Consider the following 20,004-nt stretch of genomic DNA (forward strand, 5'->3'; position numbering starts at 1 on the left):
TTTTGTTCTTTTTAAGTGTGAGTGCGTGTTACTGCTGGAGCCGACTATAAACCCGACCAGCAAATAATCTCAATATATAATTTTACATCCCATATTTTGGGATCTAGCTCGCAAAACGCGTACAGAGCTTTCCTGCGACATCGACCCGCAATGACAGCACGGCGCCGTCCAATGGATGGTTGAGCGGGCTGTGGGCGCTGGTGATGTACAGGGTTTTCAGATCTTCGCCGCCGAATACGCAACTGGTGGGTCGGCTGATCGGCAAATCAATCTTGCGATCGACTTTGCCTTCAGGCGTCAGGCGCAACAGGCAACTGCCATCCCAACGCGCGTTCCACACATAGCCTTCACTATCCATCGCCGAACCGTCCGGACCGCCCTGTTGATCGGGGCCGTACCAGATGTAAGCGGTGTCAAGATTGCCGTCGGTGTGAACGAAATAGCGATAAAGCGTGCTGTCGAGGCTGTCACCGAACAGCAGCGTGCTGCCGTCGTCGCTCCACAGCAGCGTGTTGGGAATCCCCAAACCGCGCAGCAGCGGCGTGACGCGTTTATCCGGATCAATACGGAACAGTCCACCCGAGCGGCGGATGATCGGCAGGTCTTCGCCCTGCTCGCCGATGTTGTTTTGCATGGTGCTGAGCCATAACCGGCCCAGTGCATCACAGCGAGCTTCGTTGGCGCGGTTGCCGGGTTGCGGATCAGCAACGCAGAACAGGGTCAGGCGCGGGTCGAGTCCCGGAGAATCGAGATCGAGGCGATAGACGCCACTGCTCAGAGTCACCAGCGCATCACCGCTGGTACAAGGAATGAACGCCGACACATGCTCGGGCATTTGCCAGATCTGCACGTTCTGGCCGATCAGGCGCAGGGCTTGCTTGCCAGCAATATCGACCCAGTACAGCGCTTGCGTTGGTGCGTCCCAGAACGGGCCTTCGCCGAGTTTGGCGCGGTGTTGGGTCAGTGCGGTCCAGGTCATGGCGATCCTTCTTTGTTGTTTTTAGTGTGTGGGTATTTAGCCGGCTTTTTTGTCAGCCATGACTTTGGGGTAAAAGCGTTTGATCGCCAGGTCCGCATTGTCGATCAGCGTCATGCAGGCCCATACGCCCCGCGCGGAATCGCGAGCGGCGATGGCGTCGGCCATGTCTTTGTGGATCGGCAAGGTGCGACGCAGTTCATCGGGGTCGGCGGCGGAGACTTCGAACGACACCGCAAGCAAGGCGCCCAGGGCCGGAACCATTTGTTCGATGAACTGATTGTGGCTGGCAGCGAGAATGCATTCGTGGAACGTCTGGTCGGCGCGGTTGTAATCCTTGCTGCTGTCGACCGCCCGCTCCAGCGCGTTATAGGCCAGTTGCACCGCCTCGATCTGTTCGAGGGTCGCTCGCTCGCAAGCCCAGCGCACGGCCATGGGTTCGATGGTGCGGCGCAAATCAAGCAGGTCATCAACGAAGTTTTCCGGCAGGCCGTTGCGCGACAGCCAACCGACGACTTGCGGATCGAACAGATTCCAGCGCCGCACCGGCAAGACGCGAGTACCGACTTTCGGCCCGACTTCAAGCATGCCTTTGGCGACGAGGGTTTTGATGGCTTCGCGGATGACCGTGCGGCTAACCCCGAGCTGTTCGCCCAGATCGGCCTCGACCTTGATGGTCTGCCCAGGTTTCACCTGGCCAGCGGCGATCCAACTGCCGAGCCAGTCGACCGTTGACGCATGAAAGCTGCTGGACATGAACACCTCAAAGCGGATCGCGATGGGTGCCTACGCTAATCATCATACGATTGAGTGTCAACGACAAAAAAGATCGCAGCCTTCGGCAGCTCCTTGTATCTCGACTATCGCTCCGTCAGGAGCGATAGTTCTCGACTGATCATCGAGGGAGGGACTTGGAAGCCGTGCAGCTCCTTAGGCTTTTTGCCTGTGATGTAGATCGTGCTCCAGCCCTCCACACTCACTCGTATAGTTCGAACGGTATCTTGGGCCCGTCTCTGGCGAGAGCCCGCATTCGCAAGGTTGGACAGAGTGCAGTGATGATCGAAAACGGATTAATGGAGAAACGGTCATGTCCAATTTCGTCGGCGTCGATGTCGCTAAAAATACCTTTGATATCGCCACTCACCTGCCAAACGGCAAGCACAAAACCAAGGCCAAACTGGCTAACGACTCAAAAGGTTTCAAAGAGTTTGACGCCTGGCTGAACAAGCAGGTCGAGCCTACAGCTCTGATCGTGATGGAAGCCACCAGCGTTTATCACCTGGAACTTGCCGAGTTCGTCTACAACAAGGGTTACCGGGTCTGCGTCGTCAATCCGGCTACGACCCACGCTTACGCCGACAGCGAGCTGCGCCGGATCAAAACCGACAAAAGCGACGCCAAATTGATCGCTGACTTTGCTCGGGAAAAGGCTGAAAAGCTTCAGCTTTGGGCTCCAGAGCCGCTGAAATATCGTCAGCTAAAGGCGATGGTACGTCGCTTGGATGACCTTCAGGAAATGGAGCAAATGGAGCTCAATCGCCTGGATGTATCCGACGAAAAGGTCAAAGACTCGATCAACTCTGTGCTGCGTCACATCGAGAAAGAGATCGTTGAAACTCACAAATCAATCAAAAAACACATCGACGATGATCCAGACATGCGCCAAATGCGCGACTTGATCGTGACCATCGACGGTATCGGCCAGAAAACCCTTGAGCGGCTGCTGGCCGAGTTGGGCGACCTGCGTAAATATGACGACCCTCGCAAGCTGGTCGCTGCCGCCGGGTTGAACCCAAAGCTGCAGGACTCGGGAAAATTCAAAGGCAGAACAGTGATTTCGAGGATCGGATCGGCTCGCGTTCGGGCGGGTCTATACATGCCTGGGTTGGTTGCACTGAAGCACAACAAGGCAATCATCGCCATGAAGGACCGCTTGAAGGCCAACGGCAAGGCCCCCAAGCAAATCATCTGTGCAGCGATGCGCAAACTCCTACATTTTGTCTACGCCGTTCTTAAATCGGGCCAGCCATTTGACCCGAAAATTGCCCTTGCCCGATGAGGGGCAAGACGGTATCTACAGGAGATTGCATTCCAAATGTAGGAGCTGCCGAAGGCTGCGATCTTTTAGGGCTCGAGGCCGATGCGGAAGAACTCACCGCTGCTCCAAACCCCAAGCCAGCGCTGGCCATCGATTTCGCGACTGACCGCTAACTCCACCAATTGGTAGAACACATTGCGGTGGATCAGCGCTTCGAGGTTGGTGCGCACATGCACGTATGGCGCAGGCTCTTGCGTGGCGGGATCAATCTCGACGCGGATCGGATGCTCGGGCCCCGCCTCGGCGGTTTCGTCGACGTTGGTGGTAAAACGCAGCACCTGCGCCTCGCCCTCGCCTTCAACCTCCACGGCAATCGCTACAAACGGCGCGTCGTCGACTTTGATCCCGACCTTTTCGACCGGGGTAATCAGGAAATAATCATCGCCGTCGCGGCGGATGATCGTGGAGAACAATTTGACCATCGGCTTGCGCCCGATCGGCGTGCCCAGGTAATACCAGGTGCCGTCTCGGGCGATGCGCATGTCGATGTCGCCGCAGAAGTCCGGATTCCACAAGTGCACCGGCGGCAGGCCTTTGGTTTTGGGGATCTGTCCCAACAGGTCATTGGCTTTTTGCGGGCCACTCATGGCGTACTCCTTGGCTTATTGGTCGCCGACCCCCAACAGGCTGCGTGCATATTGAGCAAGCGGAGGGCCGATCAGGTCTTCGGGTTTGTTGTCGTGGAACGTCAGTAAACCGCCACGACTCTTGATACGTGCAGTATCAATCAAATACTGGGTGCTGGTCTCGATCAACATGATCTGAATCACGCCGCCATCGATGCCGAGGCGATCCACGTATTCCTGATCAAGCCATTCATCGGAGTTACCAATGCGGTCGTCGGCCTTGGCGAAACGCGTGTACAGCAGGTAATGAGCCCCCGCATCGCGGGCTTCACCCATTGCCTGATCAAGGCCTTCGGGCGCGCGCGCGCGACGGACCATCGGGAAATACTCGACAAAACCCTTGAAGGCTTCCTCTGCCACTACGTTCGGTCGCGGATACGAACCACCCGGTGGTGCAAAGGCGCCCTGAGCGATGTAGATGAACGAGTCCGGCTGAATGCGGAAGTTGTTCACGCGGCGGCTGTCGCTGTGATCCAGCAGCCCCGCGTCGCTCATGTGGTAGCGAGTGCCTTCGGCCATATCGCTGACATTCATGCAGCCGCCAAGCGCCAAAACGGCCAGCAGCAAAACCAGGCTACGCATCCTCATCCTCCAGAAGCCGGTGACGGAAAACCGGCGAATGGCCGTTGAATGCAGCTTTTGCGCCAGCTCGAGGGTATGGCGAATGCGGTTCTTCAGCCGCCGATGATTTTCATGACCGTCGCGCCGCCAGAGAACGCCACTTCCTGCTTGTCACCCAAGGCTTTGACCAGCAGCCTTTGCAGCGCCGGCAGCGCTTGATGACGTGGTTTATCCAGCAGATCGCCGACGTAATGGCGATTGCTCGACGACAGGCAACCGTGCAACCAACCGGTCGACGACAAGCGCAACCGCGAGCAAGTCCGGCAAAACGGCACGCTTTCGTTGGCAATCACGCCGAAGTTACCCAACCCGGGAATAGAGTAACGCACGGCCGTGGCGTCCACGGGCGCATCGGTTTGCGCGTACTCATAACGCTCGCCAATGAGCTCCAGCAACTGTTGCAGACTGACAAACTGTTGCAGGAAAGCATTGGAGTCTTTGGCCAGGTGGCCCATGCGCATCAGCTCGATGAAACGCAGTTCAAATCCACGCTCAAGACAGTAATCAAGCAGCGGCATCACCTGATCGAGATTCTGCCCGCGCAACGGCACCATGTTGACCTTGATCTTCATTCCGGCCGCTGCGGCCTGATCCATGCCGTCGAGCACTGTGGCCAGGTCGCCGCCACGGGCAATACTGCGAAACGCACTGGCGTCGAGAGTATCGAGGGAAACATTGATCCGGCGCAGACCGGCGTCTAACAGCAGCGGGAGCTTTTTGGCGAGCAGCTGACCATTGGTGGTCAGGCTGATGTCGTCCAGCCCCATCTTGCCAACGGCGGTCATGAACGATTCGAGTTTGGGGCTGACCAGCGGCTCGCCGCCGGTAATACGCAGGCGCTCGATGCCTGCGGCTTCGATCAGATAGGCCACGCCGCGTGCCATGGCTTCGGCCGACAGTTCATCCTGCGCAGCGACCAGCCGCTTGCCGTTGGGCACGCAGTAGGTACAGGCGTAATTGCAGGCTGAGGTCAGACTGATCCGCAAATTGCGAAAACGCCTGCCTTGACGGTCAACGATCATGATCACTCCGGCGATTGAAAATCGAGCCGCTAAAACTTGACTCACAAATCAAGTTTTAGCAAGCCCTATGCCTGAGTATATTCCTGCGGTACTGCGCCATGTAGCGAAATCATGGCGCAATAAGGGAAGTGAATGGCTCAGCTGCTCGGCGTTTCCGGGTCGCGCTTGCGCTTGTTGCCCATGCGCACCCCGATATCCATCAGGAACTGGAAGAAACCTTCCTGATCTTCCAGCACATTGCTCCAGAACGGCGAGTGATACAGCGCCACTGCGCCGTGCACCAACGCCCAGGAAGCGCAATAGTGGAAATACGGCGGCACATCTTCCAGCTTGCCTTCGCTGATGCGGCCCTTGATCAGCAAGGTGAGGCGTTCGAAATTCGAGGCACGGATCTTGTGCAGCTCCTCGACCATCTCCGGCACCTGATTGCCCTTGACCACCTTTTCTTCGAGGCGATCAAACAGGCGATAACGCTGAGGGTCACGCATGCGGAATTCGAAGTAGGCGCGGGACAGCGCTTCCTTGTCCTTATCGACATCGGCGGAATGCAGCAGCTCGTTCAAATCGCGCTCGTAATCGAGCATCAGGCGCAAATAGATCTCGGCCTTGGACTTGAAGTGCTTGTAAATCGTGCCTTTGCCGATACCCACGGCATCAGCAATCATCTCGACGGTGACACTGTCTTCACCTTGGTCGAGGAACAGCTTGAGCGCGGTATCGAGAATTTCTTGCTCGCGGCGACGAAACTCACGGACCTTACGAGGTTCTTTGTGCATAAGAAAAGGTCTGAAGGGTCAAAATTCGAAGCCGCGTATTATGCCTAACTTGCGCAAAAATGCACGGATCATCCGACCATATCTGTGTTTCTTGTTCGTTTTGGGAACGTTTGGGGTGCAATGAGAACTCAACTGAAGCGAACGTATTCCAAATTTGTTTAAAAACCCCGACCGGCTAACTGGACTGCACGCCAGACTGATCAATACTTGAACTGTCGGGCGGCATCTCCCCCAAGTGCCGCGCCGATAAAGGTACCAAAGGACCGCGTGCCTTTGTTTTACTCCTAATGGTCTTAACCCGGATTCACCCCCCAGAACCCGGGTTTTTTTTGCCTGCGATTCAGCCTTTTACATGGGCCAACGGGAACAACCGCTTGAAGTTCTCGGTGGTCTGCTCGGCAAAACGCTCATAGTTTTCACCGCGCAGCATCGCCAGAAACTCCGCCACTTCGCGCACATATTGCGGCAGGTTCGGTTTGCCGCGATAAGGGATCGGCGCCAGATACGGCGAATCGGTCTCCACCAGCAGGCGATCCGCAGGGACTTTGCTCGCCACATCGCGCAAGGCGTCGGCATTGCGGAACGTGACAATGCCCGACAGCGAAATGTAATAACCCATGTCCAGCGCTGCTTTGGCCATGTCCCAGTCTTCGGTGAAGCAATGCAGTACGCCGGCCTGGGGCAACGCCGCTTCACGCAGCAGCTCAAGGGTATCGGCGCGGGCGCCACGGGTATGGATGATCACCGGTTTGCCGGTCTGCTGCGCCGCTTGCAGGTGCAGGCGGAACGACGCCTGTTGCAGCTCGGCGGCTTCCGGCTCGTAGTGATAGTCCAGACCGGTTTCGCCGATCGCCACCACTTTCGGGTGATTGAGTTCGTGCAGCAACCAGTCCAGCGCTGGCGCCGCGCCGGGCTGCACATCCAACGGATGCACCCCGACCGAACAATCGACGTCTTCGTATCGGTCGGCCAGGGCTTTGACGTCAGCGGCGTTGTCGGCGCTGACGCCGATGCACAGAAAGTGCCCTACCCCGCGCTCGCGGGCGGCATCGAGTGCAGCATCCAGCGAGCCGTCATGGACGGCGAGGTCGAGGCGATCAAGGTGACAATGGGAATCTACGAGCATAAAAGAGACTGCAACTTACATCGTATGAGTGGGACGGTCGGACTTGAGGGCTCCGGCCAGATGGGTTTCGATGCGACTGCGCGCGGTGTTGTCGCCATCGTTGAACTGCACGCCGACACCCGCCGCGCGGTTGCCTTGCGCACCTTTGGGGGTAATCCAGGCGACTTTACCGGCCACCGGAATCTTCTCCGCCTCGTCCATCAGGTTCAGCAACATGAACACCTCATCGCCCAACTTGTAGCTCTTGTTGGTCGGGATGAACAGACCACCGTTCTTGATGAACGGCATGTAGGCCGCGTAAAGCACTGACTTGTCCTTGATGGTCAGGGACAAAATGCCGTTGCGCGGCCCCGGGCTGACGGGTTCATTCATGTTGACCTCCACTGCTGATGTTCAGAGTCTAGGTACACATTCTTATCTTTGGCCAGGCAATCCTGCCCATTGCACCAACAACGCTTCCAGCAGCAACGCCGGATTAAGGTTGGCCTTGCTCATGACTTTCTGCCGTTGAGCGAGAATCCAGTCCTGAATATCGAGCACTTTACCCTGCGCACTTTTCTGCGCGAGATACTGCACCACCTTGCGCATGTCGGTCAGACCGAGCCCGGCTTCATCCTGAGTCAGTTGATAACGCAGGATCAAGCTCGACCAGTCGCAGAACCAGTCGAACAGACGCAGCATCGGAATGCTTTTCCATTCTTCGGCCAGTTGCGTCGGCGATTGCTGCTGCTTGAGCAGTTTCTTCACCCCTTCAACTACCTGCGCGCGCTGTTCGCGAACGCCTTGGGATTGAAGACTGACCGCCGCCAGTGGCGAACCGGCCGCCAACGTCAACAGCTCGACACGCTCCTCTGCGGAACATTCCGGCAGCGCCTGCGCCAGCCATTGCAGGCTCATGGCCTCGCCCGGCAGCGGACAGGCCTGCTGCACGCAACGGCTCTTGATGGTCGGCAACAACCGGCTCGGCTGGTGACTGACCAGCAACAGCACGGTATCGCCGGAAGGCTCTTCAAGACTTTTGAGCAAGGCGTTGGCGGCGTTGATGTTCATCGACTCCACCGGCTCGATCAATACGACCTTGCGACCGCCCAGTTGCGCGGTCTGCACCACGAAACTGACCAGATCGCGCACCTGATCGACCTTGATTGCCTTGTCGGCTTCTTCCGGCTCGAGGATGTAATTGTCCGGATGGCTCCCGGCCCTGAGCAACAGACAGGATTTGCATTCGCCGCACGCTTCGGGCGTGGGCCGCTGGCACAGCAGACTGGCCATCAACCGCTCCGCCAATGCCCGTTTGCCGATCCCGGCCGGGCCATGCATCAGATAGGCATGTGCGTGCTGCTTACGTCCGGCCAGTTGCTGCCAGAGGCTGTCTTGCCATGGGTAGGCCTCAGCCACGGGCCAGCTCCAGCAAGTTGGGGAGCAACGTATCCAGCGATTGCTGAACCTTGACCAATGGCTGACCGGCGTCGATCCGCACATAGCGCGCAGGATCGGCTTCAGCCCGCTTCAGGAATGCGCTACGCACCGCTTCAAAAAATGCCCGGCCTTCCAGTTCGAAACGATCGAGACGACCACGAGCGCTGGCGCGAGCCAGACCGATTTCTACCGGCAGGTCGAAAATCAGGGTCAGGTCCGGACGCAGATCACCTTGCACAAAGGTTTCCAGCGCGGCGATCCGCTCCAGCGACAAACCGCGGCCGCCGCCCTGATAGGCGTAAGTCGAATCAGTGAAACGATCGCACAACACCACCGCACCGCGTGCCAGTGCCGGGCGGATCACTTCAGCCAGATGCTGAGCGCGCGCGGCGAATACCAGCAACAGCTCAGTGTCCGGGTTCATGACTTCGTCGGCCGGGGCCAGCAGCACGTCGCGAATCCGCTCGGCCAACGGTGTTCCGCCGGGCTCGCGGGTCAGCACCACTTCGATACCGGCGGCGCGCAGGCGCTCGGCGAGGTATTCGCGGTTGGTGCTTTTACCGGCGCCTTCCGGCCCTTCCAGGGTAATAAACAAGCCAGTCACAGGCAGTCCTTAATCAAAGTCATTGCGTGTTTTGTGGTGCTGCTGCGTCCGGTGCAGGTTCCTGGGGAGGAACCGATGGCAGCGACTCTGGCGCAGTATCCGGTGATGCCGCTGGAATCGCTTCCTCTGTGGCCGGAGCCGCTTCAGGCGTCGTCACTGGCGCCGGGCTTGAGCGGTAATCCGCACGTCGCTTGAGCTGGAACTCTCGCACCGCGCTGTTATGGGCATCGAGGTCGTCAGAGAACACATGGCTGCCGTCGCCACGAGCTACAAAATAGAGACTGCTACCGTCCACCGGGTTCAGTGCCGCATGAATCGCTTCGCGCCCGACCATCGCAATCGGCGTCGGCGGCAAGCCAGGAATCACATAGGTGTTATACGGCGTCGGCTCCTTGAGATGAGCGCGGGTCAACTTGCCGGTGTAGCGATCACCCAACCCGTAGATCACGGTGGGATCGGTCTGCAACTGCATACCAAGCGCCATCCGGCGCACGAAAACCCCGGCAATCTCACCGCGCTCTTGCGGCACACCGGTTTCTTTCTCGACCAGCGAGGCCATGATCAGCGCTTGATAGGGTTCCTTGTAAGGCGCATCGACGGAGCGCTTTTCCCACTCCTTGGCCAGCACTTCATCAAGACGATCAAAAGCCTTTTTCAGCAGTTCGGTATCAGAAACTCCGCGTACGAAGCGGTAGGTATCAGGGAAGAAACGACCTTCCGGGAACAAGCCCTTGTGGCCAATCTTCGCCATCACGTCACTGTCGCTCAAACCATTGAGGGTCTGCTCGATCTTTTCATCTTTCGCCAAAGCGGCGCGCACCTGATGAAAATTCCAGCCTTCGACCAAGGTCAGGCTGTACTGCACCACGTCGCCACGCTTCCACGAATCGATCAGTCCATTGACGGTCATGCCGGGTTGCATGCGGTATTCACCGGTGTGGATCGGCGTACCGGCAAGATTGAAACGCCAATAGACCCGAAGCCAGAAAGCGTCCTTGATGACGCCATCGGTTTCAAGTTCGAGGAAAGTACGGGTCGGTGTGGAGCCTTTCGGCACATCCAGCAGTTCTTCCTGCGTGATGTTCAGAGGCTGTTCCAGTGCGGAGTGAATCTTCCAGGCGCTGGCGCCCAACAACAGCCCTGCCAGAACCAGTCCGGTTTCCAGCAGCAGCAAAAGTTTACGTCTCACGAATCAGGCATCCAGTAGGGCGCGGGAAATGGTTTGCAGTTTACGGGTGAGCGGGCCAACCGGCCAGCTCAGTGCAGCGTAGGCACGTACCGGCCAGACGCCATACACGCTGTTGCAGACAAACACTTCATCGGCCCATTGCAGTTGATCAAGGCTGATGTCGGCGATTTGAGTGGGGATGGCCAATGACTCGGCCTGAAACAATATTTCTGCGCGCATCACACCAGCGACCCCGCAACGCTTCAGATCGGGCGTGACCAATACACCATCACGCACCAGAAACAGATTGCTGAAAACACCCTCAATGACCCGACCAGCCTGATCGAGCATCAAGCCTTCGGCGTGTTCGCTGTCTTGCCATTCGGCGCGAGCGAGCACTTGTTCCAGTCGATTGAGGTGTTTGAGTCCAGCCAGCAAAGGTTGTTTGGACAATCGCGTGCTGCACGGAAACAGGCGAACGCCCTGTTCGGCATGGACGGCGGGATAAGCGGCGGGTGGGTTGCCTTGCAGAATGCGTCGGCCCGGCGCCGCGGGATCGGGCGCATAACCGCGCAAACCGTCGCCACGGGTGAGGATGAGCTTGAGCACGCCCTCGCTCATCGCTGCCGCATAGCTCAGCAGCTCCTGGCGAATCAGCTCGATATCGGCCGCAATGGCCAGACGCGTGCAGCCATCGGCCAATCGCATCAGGTGTCGATCCAGCAATAACGGTTGGCCGCCACGCACGGCAATGGTCTCGAACAGACCATCGCCGTAAGCCAGGCCGCGATCCTTCAGCGACAGAGCGTCAGCCGGTTGACCGTCGACCCAGCTGTCCATCAGCCCGCGAACCGACGGAACGCCAAGGTGCCGTTGGTACCGCCAAAACCGAAGGAGTTGGAGAGCACGACATCGATGTCCATGTTGCGCGCGGTGTGCGGCACAAAATCGAGATCACAGCCCTCATCAGGCTCTTCAAGGTTGATGGTCGGTGGTGCCACCTGACTGTTGATCGCCAGTACGCTGAAGATCGCCTCGACTGCGCCCGCCGCACCCAACAGGTGACCGGTCATGGACTTGGTCGAACTGACCGCCAGCTTGTAGGCGTGATCGCCAAACACCGACTTGATCGCGTTGGCTTCGGCGAGGTCGCCGGCCGAGGTCGAAGTGCCGTGGGCGTTGATGTATTGCACTTGATCGGCGTTGATTTTTGCATCGCGCAGCGCATTGGTGATGCAACGAGCCGCACCGGCGCCATCGGCGGGGGGCGAAGTCATGTGGAACGCATCGCCGCTGGTGCCAAAACCGATCAGCTCGGCGTAGATGGTCGCGCCGCGGGCCTTGGCGTGCTCAAGTTCTTCGAGCACCAGAGCACCAGCACCGTCGGACAACACAAAGCCGTCACGGCCCTTGTCCCACGGACGACTGGCGCGAGTTGGCTCGTCGTTGCGGGTCGACAGCGCACGGGATGCGCCGAAGCCACCCATACCCAGACCGCACGCGGCCATTTCGGCACCGCCGGCGATCATCACGTCAGCTTCGTCGTACATGATGTTGCGCGCTGCCATGCCGATGCAGTGCGTACCAGTGGTACACGCTGTGGCGATGGCGTAGTTAGGCCCCTGTGCACCCAGATGGATGGACAGGAAACCGGAAATCATATTGATGATCGAGCCTGGCACGAAGAATGGAGAAATTCGACGCGGGCCCGTCTCATGCAGAGTACGGCTGGTTTCTTCGATGTTGGTCAGGCCGCCGATCCCCGAACCCATGGCCACGCCAATGCGTTCACGGTTGGCGTCAGTGACTTCCAGACCGGCATTGCGTACGGCTTGAAAGCCTGCCGCGAGACCGTACTGAATGAACAGATCGAGCTTGCGCGCTTCCTTGACCGACAGGTATTCCTCGACATTGAAGCCCTTCACCGAGCCGCCAAAGCGGGTGGAATAGGCAGAAAGGTCGGTGTGTTCGATCAGACCAATGCCACTGCGGCCAGCCAGAATGCCCTGCCAACTGCTCGGCACATCCGTGCCCAGTGGCGACAACATACCCATACCGGTGACTACGACGCGTCTACGCGACACAGCACTCTCCTTTTTCAAATGACGATTTTGCATCAGGCCTAAAGAAAAAACCGCACGCCATGATGGCAGTGCGGTTTTTCCATGACAGCAAGCAACGATTACAAGCTATTAAGCCTGGTGGTTAGTAACGTAATCGATTGCAGCTTGTACAGTAGTGATCTTCTCAGCTTCTTCGTCAGGGATTTCGGTCTCGAATTCCTCTTCCAGAGCCATCACCAGCTCAACGGTGTCAAGGGAGTCGGCACCCAGGTCTTCTACGAAGGAAGCGGTGTTGACCACTTCTTCTTCTTTAACACCCAGTTGCTCGGCAACGATTTTCTTGACGCGCTCTTCGATGGTGCTCATACCTTGTTTTCACTCCTAATGGACAAATTCAGGCAGCTGGCCAGTGGGTAAGTGTATAGAAAGACTTTTCAGCTTTTCAACTGAAAGCTTCACTCCTCAAACCCTGCGACCCTCTGCCTATAAATAGATTGCAGCTTTATAACGGATTTTAGACAGCTCGTATGACATTTTTTTGAAGCAATCCGTCACATTTTACTTACATGTACATCCCACCGTTCACCGGGATTGTAGCCCCAGTAACGTATGCCGCACCGTCGGATGCAAGAAAAGCGACCACAGACGCGATCTCTTGAGCTTGTCCCAGACGACCCAGCGGAATCTGCGTCTGCAAGGCTTCACGCTGTGCTTCAGGCAGCTCGCGGGTCATATCGGTGTCGATAAACCCTGGGGTTACCGAGTTGACCGTAATCGAACGCGAACCGACTTCACGCGCCATTGCACGGCTGAAACCTTCCAGACCGGCCTTGGCGGCTGCATAGTTTACTTGGCCTGCGTTGCCCATGGCACCCACCACCGAGCCAATACTGATAATTCGACCCCAACGCGCCTTGGTCATGCCGCGCAGAACGCCCTTGGACAGGCGATATAGACTGTTCAGGTTGGTATCGATCACGTCGTACCATTCATCGTCTTTCATGCGCATCATCAGGTTATCGCGGGTGATACCGGCATTATTGACCAGAATCGCCGGCGCACCGAACTGTTCCTGAATGCTCGCGATCACTTTGCTGACCGACTCGTCACTGGTCACGTTCAGTTCCAGACCGGTGCCCTGAATGCCGTGCTCTTTCAGAGTGGCGGCAATCGCCTCGGCACCCTTGGCAGAGGTCGCGGTGCCAATAACGATGGCGCCCTGACGACCCAGTTCCAGTGCGATAGCCTGGCCGATACCGCGACTTGCACCGGTTACCAGTGCAACTTTACCTTGCAGACTCATGCAAGCTTCTCCTGATTCAGGCTTGCGCTGCGCGAGCGGCAGCGAAAGCGTCTGGGGTATTGAGGTTGGAAGTCGCAACGCCTTCGGCGCAACGTTTGTTCAGACCGGCCAGTACTTTGCCCGGACCGCATTCGACCAGATTGGTCGCGCCCTTCGCGGCCAGAGTCTGTACCGACTCGACCCAGCGAACCGGCTTGTACAGTTGTTCGAGCAGATCACGCTTGAGGGTTTCCAGATCGGCCGGCACTTGCGCGCTGACGTTCTGCACCACCGGGATCTGCGGCACCTGCCAGTCGATGGCGGCGATGGATTCGGCAAAGCGCTCGGCAGCCGGACGCATCAGTTCGCAGTGCGACGGCACGCTCACCGGCAGCGGCATGGCGCGCTTGGCGCCACGGGCCTTGCAACCTTCGATGGCACGCTCAACGGCAGCCTTGGCACCGGCAATCACGACCTGGCCAGGCGAGTTGAAGTTGACGGCACTGACCACTTCGCCTTGTGCCGCTTCGGCACAGGCAGCCAGCACGTCGGCATCTTCCAGACCGAGGATGGCAGCCATGCCGCCCTGCCCGGCCGGAACAGCTTCCTGCATCAGCTGACCACGGCGCTCGACGAGTTTCACCGCGTCAGCCAGTGTCAGACTGCCAGCAGCAACCAGGGCGCTGTATTCACCCAGGCTGTGACCGGCAACAAAGGCCGGACGCGCACCACCTTCAGCCAGCCACAGACGCCACAGGGCGATCGAGGCGGTCAGAATGGCCGGTTGGGTTTTATCGGTTTGATTGAGCAGCTCTTCCGGCCCCTGCTGGGTCAGTGCCCACAGGTCATAGCCCAGAGCATCGGATGCTTCTTTGAAAGTTTCGAGGATCAACGGATGTTGCGCGCCCAGCTCGGCCAGCATGCCGAGGGACTGCGAACCCTGTCCTGGAAAGACGAATGCGAGGGAAGCAGACATGTAACAAGCCCCTAATGATCTTGTCGTCGGAGAATGACGCCCCGCTTGGGGACGCAAGAAACTGACAGTTGGATGGCCCTTTGAACCGGGCGGTCACATTTAAGCATTGTCCGACGAAAACGCCTAAGACAACAAATCCTCCAGACGACCGTGGAGGCGCTCGGGAAGATTCTCCTGAATCTCGATCAGGGCACGGGAAATCGCACTCTGAAAGCCCTGAACCCCAGCCGAACCGTGACTTTTCACCACGATACCCTGCAAGCCGAGGAAGCTTGCGCCATTATGTCGCGCCGGCGCCAGATCAGCCTGCAACCGCTTCATCAGCGGCAACGCCAGGGCACCGACAGCGCGGGAGGCAAGATTCTTTTTGAACAGCGCCTCGATGCGCGCAGCAATCATCGTCGCCAGGCCTTCACTGGACTTGAGCAGGATATTCCCGACAAATCCATCGCAGACCACGACGTCCGCTTCGCCACGATACAACCCGTCACCTTCGACGAAACCGATGTAATTGATGCCTCGGGCAGCCTGCAGCAGAGTAGCAGCCAGCTTGACCTGCTGATTGCCTTTGATGTCCTCGGTACCGATATTCAGCAACGCCACACGTGGACGGGCAATGCCGAGCGTCTGCGCGGCCACCGAACCCATCACCGCAAACTGCAAAAGGTGCTCTGCACTGCAATCTACGTTGGCGCCCAGGTCGAGTAACTGGCAATAACCTTTCTGCGTGGGGATAGCAGCAACCATCGCCGGCCGGTCGATGCCGGGCAACGTCTTGAGTACAAATCGCGACAGAGCCATCAGCGCACCGGTATTGCCGGCACTGACGCAGGCCTGGGCCTTGCCATCACGCACCAGCTCAAGGGCGACACGCATCGACGAATCGGGCTTGCCACGCAAGGCCTGAGTCGGCTTTTCGTCCATGGTGATGACCTCGGACGCCGGAAAAATCGTCAGGCGCGCGCGATCGGCAGCCGATTGGCCGTTGATCAATTCTTCAAGAAGGGAGGGTTGACCGACGAGGGTCAGGCGCAGCGAGGGCGTAGCAGACAGGCAAGCAAGGCTGGCCTGAACAATGCTGCGGGGACCGAAGTCCCCGCCCATTGCGTCAATCGCGATGACTTGAGCGGACAAGTGATTACTCGTCAGCGCCCTTGTCGATCACTTTACGGCCACGGTATACGCCTTCTGGCGATACGTGGTGACGCAGGTGAACTTCACCAGTGGTTTTTTCTACAGACAGGGTGCTAGCCTCGAGAGCGTCGTGCGAACGGCGCATGTCACGGGCAGAGCGGGATTTTTTGTTCTGCTGAACAGCCATAATTGATTAACTCCTAAACGTTTGGGTCACGCTTTAACTGCGCCAATACACTGAACGGGTTGGACCGCGTTACCTCGTCCTCGCTCGGTTCGGGCTCATCTGCTCCCGCCGGCTGCTGGCATTCTTCCGGATGATGAGCAGGCACAATGGGCAAAGCGAGCAAAAGCTCTTCCTCGACCAGTGACTGCAGATCCAATGGATCTTCGCCCAGTTCCAGCACGTCATAACCTTTCGGTAACGACTGGGTATTCGCACCCTCCTTCACTACAGCGTAACTGCATTCGCTGTGGATCGGCAGGGTGACCAGCTCAAGACAACGCTGGCAAACCATTTTGACTTCGGTGTCGATAAAGCTGTGGATTACCACAGATTTACGTTCATCTCGTTCAAAAACGAATTTCGCCTGCACCGTACCGACATTGTCGGAAAGCGGGTCGCAGAGTCTCTTCAAATCGGCCAGCAGCAGTTCACCTTGAAGGGTGGTGCCACGGTCAGCCAATTTGCGCGGGTCAACGTGAGGTGGAATCGGGTCATTCAACATAGGCGCAGCATTATAGGGATGCACCCACCCATGTCAAAGGAAATTGTGCCCTGTCCGTCACTTGCGTGCCTCCGCTAGAATCCGCACCTGCCTCAGGAGACGCGAATGCTGCCTTTATTACTCGCTTCAAGCTCGACTTATCGCCGCGAATTACTCGCCCGCCTGCACCTGCCGTTCGTCTGCAGCTCGCCAGATATAGATGAAAGCCACCGCCCAGGCGAATTGGCAATCGATCTGGTCAAACGCCTCGCCGAACAAAAAGCCCGCGCACTTGCCGACAGCCATCCAGCTCATCTGATTATCGGCTCGGACCAGGTGGCCGTCCTCGGCGCTCAGATCATCGGCAAGCCGCACACCTTCGAGAAGGCCCGCGAACAGCTGTTGGCTGCCAGCGGCGCCAGCGTGACCTTCTTGACCGGCCTGGCCCTTCTCAATAGCCAGACCGGCCAATGTCAGGTCGATTGCGTGCCATTCACCGTACACATGCGTCAACTCGACGTGGCTCGCATCGAGCGCTACCTGCGCATCGAACAGCCTTACGACTGCGCTGGCAGCTTCAAGGCCGAAGGCCTCGGCGTGAGCCTGTTCCAGTCCACTGAAGGCCCGGACGCCACCAGCCTGATCGGCCTGCCGCTGATTCGCCTGATCGACATGCTGCTGGTCGAGGGCGTGCAAATCCCATGACCACAAAAAACCGGCCATCAAGGCCGGTTTTTTTATGCATCGACAACTCAGCGCAACGAAGGCCCGTGGAAACCCATCCACATCGCCAACTGCTCAGCCACGCTGGCACCAAGCTTCTTCGAGAAACGGTCGAACGGTGATTCCTGAACAGTGAAATCCACCAGTTCTTTCTCGCCGATCACGTCACGCGCCACGGAACTGGCATTACCCAAGCCATCAATCAGCCCAAGCGGCAGTGCTTGCTCGCCCGACCAGACCAGCCCTGAGAATAGCTCCGGATGCTCTTTGTCCTTCAGACGGTCGCCACGCCCTTGCTTGACGCTATTGATGAACTGCTTGTGCGTAGTGTCCAGCACGCTTTGCCAGAACGCAGTTTCTTCAGGCTTCTGTGGCTGGAACGGATCAAGGAACGACTTGTGCTCGCCGGACGTATACGTACGACGCTCGACACCGAGCTTCTCCATGGTCCCGACAAAGCCATAACCCGCCGCCGTCACACCAATGGAGCCAACCAGACTCGCTTTGTCGGCATAGATCTGATCCGCCGCGCTGGCGATGTAATACGCACCCGACGCGCCGAGATCGGAGATCACCGCATACAACTTGGTATCCGGATGCAGCGCTCGCAGGCGTTTGATCTCGTCATACACATAACCCGACTGCACCGGACTGCCGCCCGGGCTGTTGATCCGCAGGATGACACCCTTGACCTTCTTGTCTTCGAATGCAGCACGCAGGCTACCGACAATATTATCGGCACTGGCCGGCTCCTTGTCGGCGATCACGCCAGTGACATCGATCAAAGCGGTGTAATTGGTGCCGCGCGTGGCGCTCTTTTCCATGTCCATCAGCGGCGTGAACAGGATCAGCGCAACAAACAGATAAACAAACGTCAGCAGCTTGAAGAAAATCCCCCAACGCCGCGAGCGACGCTGCTCCTGCACACCTGCCAGAAGGGTCTTCTCCAACAGCTTCCAGCTTTTCTCGTCACCGCCGTCGGCACTTGCCTTGGCCGGTGCTTTCCATTCGTCGGTCATGCCATCCACCCCAGCAAAAACGTATTAAGCCTGCTTCCCCAGCCAGGCATGCAATTCGGAAAAACGGTCGATCGACAGGCGCGGCTCAAATAGCTTCAACGCCTCGATCGATTGCGCGCCATAGCTGACGGCTACCGAGCCCATCCCTGCGTTGCGCGCCATTTCGAGATCGAAGGACGAATCCCCGACCATTAGCGCCTGCTCGGGACGTACGCCGCAATGGGCGAGAATCTGCTCAAGCATCAGAGGGTGCGGCTTGCTGGCAGTTTCATCGGCAGCGCGGGTGATATCGAAATAATCTTCCCAGCCGTGCGCCTTGAGTACGCGATCCAGCCCGCGACGGGCCTTACCAGTCGCGACAGCCAAGTGATAGCCATCATCACGAAACGAGGCCATCGACTCGACAACACCTTCGAACAACGGCGAAGGTACGGCCTCCGCGGCGATGTAGTGCTCAGCGTAAAACTCACGGAATGCAATCAGCTCGGCATCGCCGATCTCGGGATACAGCGTGCGTATCGCCTCCGGCAAGCCCAGACCAATAATGCCTTTGACGGCAAAATCGTCACGCAACTGAAAACCGGAACGTTCGGACGCAACGTGCATCGCCTCGACAATCCGACCAATGGAGTCAGCCAGCGTGCCGTCCCAATCAAAAATCAGCAATTTGTAATCAGGGTGCTGCACTCAGGCGCTCCACAGTTTTGGCCCACATCTCATCGACCGGGGCCTGCAAGGTCAGCTTGCCGCCATCGGGCAGGGGCACGGTCAGCATGTAAGCGTGCAGGAACAGGCGCTTGCCGCCCAGATCACGGATTTCCTTGGTGAAGTCGTCATCGCCGTACTTGCTGTCACCGGCAATGCAATGCCCGGCGTGCAAGGTATGGACGCGAATCTGGTGGGTACGCCCGGTAACAGGCTTGGCCTCGACCATGGTGGCGAAATCGCCGAAGCGGCGCAGCACCTTGAACACGGTCAGGGCTTCTTTGCCTTCATCGTTGACTTCGACCATGCGCTCGCCGGAACGCAGATTGCTCTTGAGCAACGGCGCACTGACCTGCTTGATCGAGGTCGCCCAGTTACCGCGAACCAGCGCCATGTAGCGTTTATCGACGCCATCGCCACGCAGTTTTTCGTGCAAGTGACGCAGCATGCTGCGCTTCTTGGCGATCATCAGCAGGCCGGAGGTGTCGCGATCGAGACGGTGAACCAGTTCCAGCTCCTTGGCATCCGGACGCAACTGACGAAAGGCTTCGATTACGCCGAAATTCAAACCGCTGCCGCCGTGAACCGCAATGCCGGCGGGCTTGTTGATCACGATCAGCGCTTTGTCTTCGTAGACAATCGAGGCTTCCAGGCGCTGCAAAAGGCCTTGGGCCAGAGGCACCGGCTCGTCACGCTCCGGCACGCGAACTGGCGGCACACGCACGATATCGCCGGCCTGCAGCTTGTATTCGGGCTTGATCCGACCTTTGTTCACACGCACTTCGCCTTTGCGCAAAATGCGGTAAATCAAGGTCTTGGGCACGCCTTTGAGCCGGGCGAGGAGGAAATTGTCGATTCGTTGGCCGGCATACTCCGGCGAGACTTCAAGCAGTTGAACGCCTGGAGTCGAAGGGGCAGTAGTTGTCATGGCGCGGATGATAACAATTTTTATGGAATTG

At 58.0% G+C, this 20,004-nt stretch carries 24 protein-coding genes; 2 read left to right on the plus strand and 22 right to left on the minus strand.

The window, feature by feature from the left end:
- Positions 1-103: 103 nt before the first annotated feature.
- Entirely contained in the window at positions 104-979 is an 876-nt protein-coding gene (locus tag ACA043_RS21565; RefSeq protein ID WP_497657895.1) for an SMP-30/gluconolactonase/LRE family protein, read from the minus strand.
- Between the two features lie 36 nt (positions 980-1,015).
- Entirely contained in the window at positions 1,016-1,732 is a 717-nt protein-coding gene (locus tag ACA043_RS21570; RefSeq protein ID WP_187677784.1) for a FadR/GntR family transcriptional regulator, read from the minus strand.
- 331 nt (positions 1,733-2,063) lie between these two features.
- On the opposite strand from ACA043_RS21570, the gene ACA043_RS21575 reads away from it, so the two are divergent.
- A complete protein-coding gene (locus ACA043_RS21575; RefSeq protein ID WP_497657778.1) occupies positions 2,064-3,035 on the plus strand; it encodes an IS110 family RNA-guided transposase in 972 nt (323 codons plus the stop codon).
- Positions 3,036-3,100: 65 nt separating this feature from the next.
- Here ACA043_RS21575 and ACA043_RS21580 read toward each other — a convergent pair whose 3' ends face one another.
- From ACA043_RS21580 to ACA043_RS21660, 17 genes are all read right to left on the minus strand, one after another.
- A complete protein-coding gene (locus tag ACA043_RS21580; RefSeq protein ID WP_187677785.1) occupies positions 3,101-3,661 on the minus strand; it encodes a DUF1285 domain-containing protein in 561 nt (186 codons plus the stop codon).
- A gap of 15 nt (positions 3,662-3,676) precedes the next feature.
- A complete protein-coding gene (locus ACA043_RS21585) occupies positions 3,677-4,282 on the minus strand; it encodes a DUF4823 domain-containing protein (RefSeq protein WP_187677786.1) in 606 nt (201 codons plus the stop codon).
- 92 nt (positions 4,283-4,374) lie between these two features.
- The gene (locus ACA043_RS21590) at positions 4,375-5,343 is read right to left on the minus strand and encodes a GTP 3',8-cyclase MoaA (protein WP_497657896.1); all 969 of its coding nucleotides are present in this window, start codon (positions 5,341-5,343) and stop codon (positions 4,375-4,377) included.
- Positions 5,344-5,480: 137 nt separating this feature from the next.
- Entirely contained in the window at positions 5,481-6,119 is a 639-nt protein-coding gene (locus ACA043_RS21595) for a TetR/AcrR family transcriptional regulator (RefSeq protein ID WP_007908276.1), read from the minus strand.
- Positions 6,120-6,459: 340 nt separating this feature from the next.
- Positions 6,460-7,245: a TatD family hydrolase gene (locus ACA043_RS21600; RefSeq protein ID WP_401270858.1), complete on the minus strand. Its 786-nt coding sequence runs from the start codon at positions 7,243-7,245 to the stop codon at positions 6,460-6,462.
- 15 nt (positions 7,246-7,260) lie between these two features.
- Complete coding sequence (locus tag ACA043_RS21605; protein ID WP_007950801.1) at positions 7,261-7,617, minus strand: PilZ domain-containing protein; 357 nt, start codon at positions 7,615-7,617, stop codon at positions 7,261-7,263.
- Positions 7,618-7,659: 42 nt separating this feature from the next.
- Positions 7,660-8,643, minus strand: coding sequence for a DNA polymerase III subunit delta' (locus ACA043_RS21610; protein WP_187677789.1), 984 nt, complete (start codon positions 8,641-8,643; stop codon positions 7,660-7,662).
- A complete protein-coding gene (gene tmk / locus ACA043_RS21615) occupies positions 8,636-9,268 on the minus strand; it encodes a dTMP kinase (RefSeq protein ID WP_187677790.1) in 633 nt (210 codons plus the stop codon). Before tmk ends, ACA043_RS21610 begins: the two co-directional genes overlap by 8 nt.
- 19 nt (positions 9,269-9,287) lie before the next feature.
- Entirely contained in the window at positions 9,288-10,457 is a 1,170-nt protein-coding gene (gene mltG / locus ACA043_RS21620; RefSeq protein WP_497657897.1) for an endolytic transglycosylase MltG, read from the minus strand.
- A 3-nt stretch (positions 10,458-10,460) separates the two neighbouring features.
- Complete coding sequence (gene pabC / locus ACA043_RS21625; protein ID WP_489879005.1) at positions 10,461-11,276, minus strand: aminodeoxychorismate lyase; 816 nt, start codon at positions 11,274-11,276, stop codon at positions 10,461-10,463.
- Positions 11,276-12,520 carry a beta-ketoacyl-ACP synthase II gene (fabF, locus tag ACA043_RS21630; RefSeq protein ID WP_187677793.1) on the minus strand — a complete coding sequence of 415 codons (1,245 nt, stop codon included), beginning with the start codon at positions 12,518-12,520 and terminating at the stop codon, positions 11,276-11,278. Before fabF ends, pabC begins: the two co-directional genes overlap by 1 nt.
- 108 nt (positions 12,521-12,628) lie before the next feature.
- The gene (gene acpP / locus ACA043_RS21635) at positions 12,629-12,865 is read right to left on the minus strand and encodes an acyl carrier protein (protein WP_003442511.1); all 237 of its coding nucleotides are present in this window, start codon (positions 12,863-12,865) and stop codon (positions 12,629-12,631) included.
- Positions 12,866-13,061: 196 nt separating this feature from the next.
- Positions 13,062-13,802, minus strand: coding sequence for a 3-oxoacyl-ACP reductase FabG (gene fabG, locus ACA043_RS21640; RefSeq protein WP_095188588.1), 741 nt, complete (start codon positions 13,800-13,802; stop codon positions 13,062-13,064).
- A gap of 16 nt (positions 13,803-13,818) precedes the next feature.
- A complete protein-coding gene (gene fabD, locus ACA043_RS21645) occupies positions 13,819-14,757 on the minus strand; it encodes an ACP S-malonyltransferase (protein ID WP_187677794.1) in 939 nt (312 codons plus the stop codon).
- 123 nt (positions 14,758-14,880) lie between these two features.
- On the minus strand, positions 14,881-15,891 hold the full coding sequence (gene plsX / locus ACA043_RS21650) for a phosphate acyltransferase PlsX (protein ID WP_497657898.1): 1,011 nt from the start codon (positions 15,889-15,891) through the stop codon (positions 14,881-14,883).
- Between the two features lie 4 nt (positions 15,892-15,895).
- Complete coding sequence (rpmF, locus tag ACA043_RS21655; protein WP_003179396.1) at positions 15,896-16,078, minus strand: 50S ribosomal protein L32; 183 nt, start codon at positions 16,076-16,078, stop codon at positions 15,896-15,898.
- 13 nt (positions 16,079-16,091) lie between these two features.
- Positions 16,092-16,619, minus strand: a complete 528-nt coding sequence (locus ACA043_RS21660) for a YceD family protein (RefSeq protein ID WP_095188591.1) — start codon at positions 16,617-16,619, stop codon at positions 16,092-16,094.
- A gap of 105 nt (positions 16,620-16,724) precedes the next feature.
- Here ACA043_RS21660 and ACA043_RS21665 point away from each other — a divergent pair, with 105 nt between their 5' ends.
- Positions 16,725-17,303: a Maf family protein gene (locus ACA043_RS21665; RefSeq protein WP_497657899.1), complete on the plus strand. Its 579-nt coding sequence runs from the start codon at positions 16,725-16,727 to the stop codon at positions 17,301-17,303.
- Positions 17,304-17,350: 47 nt separating this feature from the next.
- Here the strand turns inward: ACA043_RS21665 and sppA are convergent, their stop codons facing one another.
- The 3 genes from sppA to rluC are packed head-to-tail and all read right to left on the minus strand — an operon-like array spanning position 17,351 to position 19,973.
- Complete coding sequence (gene sppA / locus ACA043_RS21670; RefSeq protein WP_497657900.1) at positions 17,351-18,340, minus strand: signal peptide peptidase SppA; 990 nt, start codon at positions 18,338-18,340, stop codon at positions 17,351-17,353.
- A gap of 24 nt (positions 18,341-18,364) precedes the next feature.
- The gene (locus ACA043_RS21675; protein WP_401272227.1) at positions 18,365-19,027 is read right to left on the minus strand and encodes an HAD-IA family hydrolase; all 663 of its coding nucleotides are present in this window, start codon (positions 19,025-19,027) and stop codon (positions 18,365-18,367) included.
- Positions 19,014-19,973, minus strand: a complete 960-nt coding sequence (gene rluC / locus ACA043_RS21680) for a 23S rRNA pseudouridine(955/2504/2580) synthase RluC (protein WP_187677799.1) — start codon at positions 19,971-19,973, stop codon at positions 19,014-19,016. Before rluC ends, ACA043_RS21675 begins: the two co-directional genes overlap by 14 nt.
- Positions 19,974-20,004: the final 31 nt, after the last annotated feature.

Source organism: Pseudomonas sp. LBUM1648 (assembly GCF_059716145.1).